General features: G+C 71.4%; 8 protein-coding genes. 2 read left to right on the forward strand and 6 right to left on the reverse strand.

Translation table 11 applies throughout. The features are described 5' to 3' along the window. Window positions 1-81: 81 nt before the first annotated feature. The 5 genes from HGA02_RS05710 to HGA02_RS05730 all read right to left on the reverse strand — a co-directional run bounded on the left by HGA02_RS05710 (window position 82) and on the right by HGA02_RS05730 (window position 5,388). Entirely contained in the window at window positions 82-1,125 is a 1,044-nt protein-coding gene (locus HGA02_RS05710) for a substrate-binding domain-containing protein (RefSeq protein WP_168678190.1), read from the reverse strand. Between the two features lie 142 nt (window positions 1,126-1,267). Continuing rightward, window positions 1,268-2,182, reverse strand: a complete 915-nt coding sequence (locus HGA02_RS05715; protein ID WP_168678191.1) for a carbohydrate ABC transporter permease — start codon at window positions 2,180-2,182, stop codon at window positions 1,268-1,270. Beyond that, window positions 2,179-3,189: a carbohydrate ABC transporter permease gene (locus HGA02_RS05720; RefSeq protein ID WP_168678192.1), complete on the reverse strand. Its 1,011-nt coding sequence runs from the start codon at window positions 3,187-3,189 to the stop codon at window positions 2,179-2,181. Before HGA02_RS05720 ends, HGA02_RS05715 begins: the two co-directional genes overlap by 4 nt. An 84-nt stretch (window positions 3,190-3,273) precedes the next feature. Continuing rightward, the gene (locus HGA02_RS05725) at window positions 3,274-4,581 is read right to left on the reverse strand and encodes an ABC transporter substrate-binding protein (RefSeq protein ID WP_343035298.1); all 1,308 of its coding nucleotides are present in this window, start codon (window positions 4,579-4,581) and stop codon (window positions 3,274-3,276) included. Window positions 4,582-4,866: 285 nt separating this feature from the next. Then, window positions 4,867-5,388 (reverse strand): DUF2505 domain-containing protein, encoded by a 522-nt coding sequence (locus HGA02_RS05730; protein ID WP_343035299.1) that lies wholly within the window; start codon window positions 5,386-5,388, stop codon window positions 4,867-4,869. A gap of 168 nt (window positions 5,389-5,556) precedes the next feature. Here HGA02_RS05730 and HGA02_RS05735 point away from each other — a divergent pair, with 168 nt between their 5' ends. Beyond that, window positions 5,557-7,041 carry a histidine kinase N-terminal domain-containing protein gene (locus HGA02_RS05735; protein WP_168678193.1) on the forward strand — a complete coding sequence of 495 codons (1,485 nt, stop codon included), beginning with the start codon at window positions 5,557-5,559 and terminating at the stop codon, window positions 7,039-7,041. A gap of 141 nt (window positions 7,042-7,182) precedes the next feature. Here HGA02_RS05735 and HGA02_RS05740 read toward each other — a convergent pair whose 3' ends face one another. After that, window positions 7,183-7,431: a WhiB family transcriptional regulator gene (locus HGA02_RS05740; protein WP_013771685.1), complete on the reverse strand. Its 249-nt coding sequence runs from the start codon at window positions 7,429-7,431 to the stop codon at window positions 7,183-7,185. A gap of 405 nt (window positions 7,432-7,836) precedes the next feature. Here HGA02_RS05740 and HGA02_RS05745 point away from each other — a divergent pair, with 405 nt between their 5' ends. After that, window positions 7,837-8,154 carry a hypothetical protein gene (locus HGA02_RS05745; RefSeq protein ID WP_343035301.1) on the forward strand — a complete coding sequence of 106 codons (318 nt, stop codon included), beginning with the start codon at window positions 7,837-7,839 and terminating at the stop codon, window positions 8,152-8,154. Window positions 8,155-8,256: the final 102 nt, after the last annotated feature.

The following is an 8,256-nucleotide window of genomic DNA, read 5'->3' on the forward strand; positions in this document are numbered from 1 at the left end:
CGTCGGGCGGACGCGCGCACCTGAGCGGTGCCGCCGGGACGTCAGGCGGACGCGCGCACCTGACGCCGTGCCGCCGGGACGTCAGGCGGAGGCGCGGATGACGATCTCGGGGGCGAAGATCAGCGGCTCGGACGGCGCGGGCACGCCCGCGAGCTGGTCGAGCAGGCGCGCGCCGGCCGCTCGCGCCATCGCCACGACGGGCTGCACGACCGTCGTGAGCGGCGGCGTTGTGGACGCGGCCACGCCGAGGTTGTCGTACCCCACGACGGCGACGTCACCGGGGACGTCCTTGCCGTGCTCGGTGAGGACGCCGAGCGCGCCCGCCGCCATGAGGTCGGACGCGATGAAGATCGCGTCGAGGTCGGGGTGGCGGGCGAGCAGCTCACGTGCCGCGATCGCCCCCGACGCGATGGTGAAGTCGCCGTAGACGACCGCGTCCTGCGGCAGGCCCGCGGCGGCCATCGCGTCACGCCAGCCGGCGAGGCGGTCGATGCCGGCCGACATGTCCTCGGGGCCCGCGATCGTGCCGATGCGGCGCCGGCCGAGGTCGATGAGGTGCTGCGTCGCCAGACGCCCGCCCTCGTGGTTGTCGGTGTCGACGTACTGCACGTCGCGCTCGTCCGCGGAGAGCGGTCGGCCGACGAAGACGTTGGGGACGCGCGAGGCGAGCAGCGTCCGGTCGAGCTCGTCGTCGCGGTGGTGCGACACGACGATCGCGCCGTCGACGTGCCCGTTGCGCAGGTAGCGCACGGTCCGCTCGCTCTCGCCGGGGCGGGCGATGACGAGGACGACCTGGATGTCGGAGTCGGCGAGCGAGCTCGACAGCCCGTTGAGGGTGCCCGCGAAGAACGGGTCGGACAGCACGCGCTCGTCGGGCTCGGGGACGACGAGCGCGATCGAGTCGGTGCGCTTGGTCACGAGCGAGCGCGCGGCGCGGTTCGGGGTGTAGCCCAGGTCGGCGACGGCGGCCTCGACGGACGCGAGGGCCTCGGGGGACACGCGCAGACCACCGTTGATGGCGCGCGACGCGGTGGAGCGTGACACTCCGGCGCGCTCGGCGACCTGCTCGAGCGTCGGCGCCGGGGGACGGGCGGGCTCCGTGCGGGCGGGGATGTTGTCGACCACCGTTGGTCTTCCCTCCTGTGGCTGCCGGGGCAGCGATGACGTGCTGACGACAGGAGGGCGGGGTGGGGGCCACCCCGCCCTCCTGTCCGTCGGTGCCCTCCCCGGTGCGGGGTCGGGCGACCGATGGAGCTCGGGCGTGCCGTCAGCCCTTGACAGCACCCTGCATGATGCCCGCCACCAGCTGACGGCCGGCGATGAAGAACATCACGATCAGCGGGATCACGGACAGCGTGACACCCGCCATGATGAGCGACATGTCCTTGAAGTAGGACGCCTGGAGCAGCTGCACGGCCACGGGGAGCGTCGGGTTCGCCGGGCCGAGGAAGATGAACGGACCGAAGAAGGACGTCCACGAGCCGACGAACGCGAACAGGCCGAGCATGAACGCCGCCGGGCGAGCCGCGGGGAGCGCGACGTGCCAGAACGTCCGGATCATCGACGCGCCGTCCACGCGGGCGGCCTCGATGAGCTCGTAGGGCAGCGCCGACTCGAGGTACTGGGTCATCCAGAACACGCCGAACGCCGTGACCAGGCCGGGCACGATGATCGAGGTCAGCTGACCCACCCAGCCGAGCTTCGACATGAGGATGAACAGCGGGACCACGCCGAGCTGCGTCGGGACGGCCGTCGTCGCGATGACGAACACGAGGAGCGGGGCGCGACCGCGGAACCGCAGCTTCGAGAACGAGAAGCCGGCCAGCGTCGAGAACAGCACGACGGACACCGAGGTGATGACGGCGACGATGATCGAGTTGCCGAGCGCGGTCCAGAACTGGATGTCCGAGGACAGGACGCGGTTGACGTTGTCCCAGAAGTGCCCCTGCGGGATGAGCGAGGGGATCGGGTTCTGGGCGATGTCCTGGGCCGTCGACGACGCGAAGAGAAACGCGTAGTAGAGCGGCAGGGCCGACGCGAGGACCGCGACGGTCAGCAGGACGTAGGTGACCCAGCCGGGCCGACGGTCCGCACCCTGGGCGACGGAGCGCTTGCGCGACGCGGCCCGAGCGGCACCCTTGCCCGCGGTCTGCGAGATGACGGGGACGGAGGGGGCGCTCATCGCCGGACCTTCTTTCGGGACTTCGACGCGTTGTCGGAGGCGATCCGCTTCGTCAGGGAGAAGTTGATCAGGCCGACGATGACGATGATGAGGAACAGGATCCACGCGACGGCGGCGGCGCGGCCGAAGCTCTTCTGGTTGCCCCAGCCGACCTCGTAGATGTACATCGTCGCGGTCATCCACTGGCGGCTCGGGCCACCCTGGCCGAGCTGGTCGAACAGACGCGGCTCGTCGAAGATCTGGAGGCCACCGATGGTGGACGTGATGACGACGAAGATGATCGTCGGGCGCAGCATCGGCACCGTGATCGAGAAGAACTGGCGGACGCGCGAGGCACCGTCGATGACCGCGGCCTCGTACAGGTCGCGCGGGATCGCCTGCATGGCCGCGAGGAGGATCAGCGTGTTGTAGCCGGTCCAGCGGAAGTTGACCATGGTCGCGATCGCGACGTGGCTCGGGAACACCTGCGAGTGCCAGCCGACGGGGCTGAGGCCGATGTCCTTGAGGATCGTGTTGATGATGCCGGTCTGGTCGGCGAAGAGCCGGCCGAAGATGAGGGAGACCGCGACGGGGGCGACGACGTAGGGGAGCAGGACGCCCATGCGCCAGAACGTCTTGGCGCGCAGGTTCGCGTCGAGGAGCGCGGCCAGGACGATCGCGATCATGAGCTGCGGGATCGTCGAGATCAGGAAGATCGAGAAGGTGTTGCGGATGCCCTTCCAGAAGTTCGGCTCCTGGAGGACGTACGCGAAGTTCTCCAGGCCGACGAAGTCACCCTGGCCCGCGATGAGGTGCCAGTCGTGCATCGACACCCACGCCGTGTAGATCAGGGGGAAGAGGCCCGTGACCCCGAAGAGGATGAAGAACGGGGAGATGTAGAGGTACGGGGAGAGCTTGACGTCCCAGCGACCGAGGTTCTGGCTGAAGCCGACCCGACGGGGTGCCCTCGGAGGGGTGCTGCTGGCGGCGCGCCGGTCGAGTCTCGGCGGCGTGGTGGAGGTGGCCATCGATAGTCCTTCGGTGCTGTTGGGGCGAAGCCTACGCGGCGGAGGCCGGGCCGATGGAGGTCCATCGGCCCGGCCTCGTCAGCGTCAGCCCAGAGCCGAGACGGCCTGGATGGCCGCGTCCCACTGAGCAGCCGGGTCGCCACCGTTGACGTCGACCTCGACCAGCGCGTTGTTGAACGCGTCGTTCACGGCGAAGAAGTTCGGGCCCTTGTAGACCGAGGTGATGCCCTTCGCGCGGTTCGCGAGGATCTCACCCGCAGGGGCGTTGTTGAAGAACTCGTTCGTCGAGGAGAGCAGCTCGTCCGACTCGAGGGCCTCGAGCTGGCTCGGGAAGGTGCCCTTGTCGGCGTAGGCCTTGAGCTGCTGCTCGGGGGCCGTCAGCCACGCGGCGAGCTCCTTCGCCTCCTCCGTGTGCGCACCCTGCTCGGGCACCGTCAGGAAGGAACCGCCCCAGTTGCCGGCACCGCCGGGGAAGACGTCGGCGATGTCCCAGCCGGTGACGCCGGCCGAGTTGTTCTCGATGACACCGAGCATCCAGCCCGGGGCGAGCATCGTCGCGAACGCGTTGTCCGGGCTCTGGAACGCGGCGTTCCAGTCGTCGCTCCACTGCTGGAGGTGCGCCGACAGGTTGTCCGTGGCCGCAGCCTGGACGACCTGCTCGTAGATCTCCTTGATGCGCGGGTTGTCAGCCGCGGTCACCGTGTTGTCGGAGGGGTCCTCGTAGGGGGCCTCCTCCTGGTTGATCATGCCCTGCCACACGGCGCCGGCCGAGTCGAACCACGGCTTGCCCGTCGCGTCGACGTACTGCTTGCCGACCTTGAAGTACTGGTCCCAGCCGCCACCGTTCTCGGAGAGCAGCGCGGCGACCTCGGCGCGGTCCGTCGGCAGGCCGGCGGCGGCGAACAGGTCGGAGCGGTACGCGATGGCCTCGGGGCCGATGTCGGTGCCGTAGCCGATGAGCTTGCCGTCGGCCGTCGTGGCCTGCGCGGCCTTCCAGTCGAGCCAGCGGCCCTCGACGTCGGCGGAGTTCAGGTCCACGAACTTGTCCGGGTACTGCAGGAGCTCGGGGAGCCAGTCGACCTCGATGGCCTCGATGTCCGACAGGCCGGAGCCCGCGGCGAGACGCGTGTTGAGGTTCTCGCGGGCCTCGTTCGAGGTCGCGGCCTTCTTGTGCTCGATCGTGACGCCGGGGTGCGACGCCTCGTACTCCGCGAAGAGCTCGTCGGTGTAGCCGAACTCGTTGAACGTCGCGACGGTGAGCGTGATGTTGCCGCCCTCGGACGCGTCGTCGTCGGAGTTGTCACCCGAGCCGGAGGAGCAGGCGGTGGCGAGGAGGGCGATGCCCGTGACCCCGGCCGCAGCCGCCCACATCTTGCGTGTGGTCTTGCGCACTATGACTCCCTTGTCAGTCGGACGGCGTCCTCGCCGTACCCCTGGGGCATCCTCGGACCGTCTGCCGCAGGGGGCGCTGACGGGCGTCGGACGTGGGCCTGGTGGACCCCGCGCAGGACCGTCCTTCCGCAGAATGTAGGAGCGTTCCCACGCGCTGCATGAACTGTCGCCCGCTGCTGGTTGAGTGTCAAGGACGTGCGTGGCCGAAACCTGTGTGGTAGCGATCCCACACCCACGTTTGCGCAGGTCAGGGCCCTGCTGACGTGGCTCCGTGTTACCGAATCGTTACGGCTGCTCGGCCCGTCCGTGATCTGCGATCCACCGTTCGGCGACCTGCTGCTCGACCCCCAGAGCACCACGAATCGCCCGAGCCGCCGCCTCCTCCACCGCGGACCCGAACAACGGGATCTGCGCCTGCAGGTCGCCGTCGTAGACGAGGCGGCTCGCGGCCGGTCCCACGGGCTGCAGGGAGCAGCGACCGGTGAGGCGCACGGGCGCGCCCGCGATCTCGACCACGACGGTCCCCGCGCGCCCGCCGTCGGGCTGCGGTGCCTCCCAGGCCTCGACCAGGCGGACGTCGATGCGGTTGCCGACGAACCCGCGCACCTGTGCGGGGATCTGGTCCGAGGGCAGCGCGCGCCGCGTCGCGACGGTGAACGCCTCGTCGGCCGTGCCCGTGACGTCGACCTGGTGCTCGATCGCGCCGCTCGCGACCACCTTCTGCTCGACGTAGCGCGGGTCGGCCAGCATGAGTCCCGCGGACGCCGCGTCCGTGGCCAGGTCGAGCGTGACGCTCAGGTGCAGCACCGTGGTCCTCCCCGTCCGTGATGGGCCGCCTCGGCGGCCGGCGACGGGCGTGCGGCCGCGTCGCGTCGTGTGCTGGAAGGCTAGTCGCCCTGTCGCCCGGCGGCGCGGAGGCCGCACCCGTGGCCCCCGACGCGTCTCGGGTCGCGCGGCGGCACCTACCCTGGAGTCGTGTCCACGCTGAGCACGCTCGTCGCCCGCCACGCCACGCTCGACGTCGCCGACCTCGAGTGGCTGCACCTGCTCGTCGGGGACTGGCAGGTCGTGTCCGACCTCGCGTTCGCCGACCTCGTGCTGTGGCTGCCCACCGACGACGACGACTTCGTCGCGGTCGCGCAGTGCCGTCCGTCGACCGGCGCGACCGTGCACTACGACGACGTCGTCGGGTCGCTCGCGCCCGAGGGCCAGCGGCCGCAGCTGCGCCGGGCGCTCGAGGAGCGGGCCCCGCAGCGCTCGCGCGAGCCCCGCTGGTTCGGCTCGTACGCCGTCCGCGAGGAGGCCGTCCCCGTCGTGCGGCGCGGACGGGCGATCGCCGTGATCGCGCGCCAGACGAACCTCGGCGGCGCCCGCACGCCCAGCCGCCTCGAGCTCAACTACGTCGAGGCCGCCGACGAGATCTTCGGCATGATCGCGCGCGGCGAGTTCCCCGCGACCGACGCACCCACCGGTCCGCGTCGCGGCGCCCCCCGCGTGGGCGACGGCCTCGTCCGCCTGAACTCCGAGGGCGAGGTCCTCTACGCGAGCCCCAACGCGCTCTCGTGCTTCCACCGGCTGGGCGCGCTCGGCGACCTCGTCGGCCGGTCGCTCGTGGAGGTGACCGCCGACCTCGTCGAGCAGAGCGCGACCGTCGACGAGTCGATGCCGCTCGTGCTCATGGGGCGCGCGCCGTGGCGGACCGACGTCGAGGCGCGCGGTGTCGCGCTCTCGCTGCGTGCCGTGCCCCTGACCGAGCACGGGCAGCGGCTCGGCGCCGTGCTGCTGTGCCGCGACGTCTCCGAGCTGCGGCGGCGCGAGCGCGAGCTCATCACCAAGGACGCGACGATCCGCGAGATCCACCACCGCGTGAAGAACAACCTGCAGACCGTCGCCGCGCTCCTGCGCCTGCAGTCCCGGCGCATGAGCTCGCCCGAGGCCAAGGAGGCGCTCGGCGAGGCGATGCGCCGCGTCGCGACGATCGCGCTCGTCCACGAGACGCTCTCGCAGACGCTCGACGAGAGCGTCCCGTTCGACGACCTCGTGGGTCGCAGCCTGCGTCTCGCCGCCGACGTGGCGACCGCGGGCGCGCACGTGCGGACCGTCGTCAAGGGCTCGTTCGGGTCGGTCCCCGCCGAGGACGCGACCGCGCTCGCGCTCGTGCTCACCGAGCTCGTCACCAACGCGGTCGAGCACGGCTTCGACGGGCGGGAGTCCGGGACGGTCGAGATCGTCGTCGACCGCGACGGCGACGACCTGCGCGTCGAGGTCGCCGACGACGGTGCCGGCCTGCCGCCCGACCGTGGCGCCGGCACCGGCCTGGGCACGCAGATCGTCTCGACCCTCGTGACGAACGAGATGGGCGGCACGATCGCGTGGGGAGCGCGTGACGGCGGCGGGACGTCGGTGGTCATCGAGGCACGGCTGCGGCACGGCCGGGACGGCGCGGCTGTCGTCCCCTGAGCCGGGTCCCGCGGGCGCTCCGGAGGGACGACCAGCAGGCTGGGACGTGTCGGCGCGAGCGACGCGCGACGTCCGGACAGACGACGAGCCGGCCGCACCCCGGAGGGTGCGGCCGGCTCGGTGAGCTGCGGTGCTGCCGGGTCAGCCGGCGCGGCGCTGGCGGGCGGTGCGGCGCTTGAGCGCGCGGCGCTCGTCCTCGGACAGGCCGCCCCAGACGCCCGCGTCCTGACCGGTCTCGATCGCCCACTTGAGGCACGTGTCGACGACGTCGCAACGACGGCACACGGCCTTCGCCTCGTCGATCTGCAGCAGCGCCGGACCCGTGTTGCCGATCGGGAAGAACAGCTCGGGGTCCTCGTCGAGACACGCTGCGCGGTGGCGCCAATCCATGACAGATCTCTCCTTGGGCACACGGCTGTCCGGCGCCCTGGGGTTGAGGGCGCGCAACTGCCGGGTGTGATCGGGGTGGGGGGGACGTGCTCCATCTAGGGTCACATCACGGTCGACGGCGCACAAGGGGTTACGAGAACGTTTCGCTTGGGTAACGACTGAGGCGTTGGTCACATCTGTGCACGGCCTGTGAGCGGCTCCGCGGTCACGATGCCGGATTGCCGAACGTTTGTCCAGGTCAGAGTGCCTGATGAGCATGCGGCAGCCGCCGTCCACGGCTCGCCCTCGGTGAGCGCCGGGACGCCTAGGCTCGGGTCCGTGACCCCCCGCCCGCGCCTCCTCGCTGTGACCTGTGTCCTAGTGCTGCTCGAATCCGTGGTAGTGGCGGGACTCGGGGTCGCCTTCGTGGTCTCGCTCGTCCGCGGCGCGACCGCCCTCGCGGCACCGACGGCGTTCCTCGTCGCGTTCTGCGTGGGCATCGCGGCGCTCCTCGCGCTCGCGGCACGGGGCCTCTGGGCGGGCCGCCGGTGGGCGCGCTCGCCGGTGATGACGTGGCAGGTGCTGCTCGTCGTCCTCGCCGTGGGGTGGCTCGGCCAGGAGGTCACGGCGTGGGCCGTCGCCGTCCTCGCCGTGGCCGTGGCAGTGGGGGTCCTGCTCCTGCTGCCGTCGGTCGTCGCCGCGACCGCTCACCGCCCGGCCGACGGGTCCGACCCGGCGTCGTAGACCTGCACGGGGACCGTCCGACGGTCGACGACCAGGACGGCGCGCCCCGGCGGGCGCTCGCGCGGGTCGACCAGCCAGGGGGCCGCGGGTCCGACGAGCTCC

This window comes from Cellulomonas septica, assembly GCF_012396155.1.
In the GTDB taxonomy this organism is placed as follows: Bacteria; Actinomycetota; Actinomycetes; order Actinomycetales; family Cellulomonadaceae; genus Cellulomonas; species Cellulomonas septica.

What these genes read in the sequence shown, in the direction of transcription:
- HGA02_RS05715 (WP_168678191.1), bottom strand. Translation starts at nt 2,182, where the DNA reads ATGAGCGCCCCCTCCGTCCCCGTCATCTCGCAGACCGCGGGCAAGGGT.
- HGA02_RS05720 (WP_168678192.1), bottom strand. Translation starts at nt 3,189, where the DNA reads ATGGCCACCTCCACCACGCCGCCGAGACTCGACCGGCGCGCCGCCAGC.
- HGA02_RS05740 (WP_013771685.1), bottom strand. Translation starts at nt 7,431, where the DNA reads ATGGATTGGCGCCACCGCGCAGCGTGTCTCGACGAGGACCCCGAGCTG.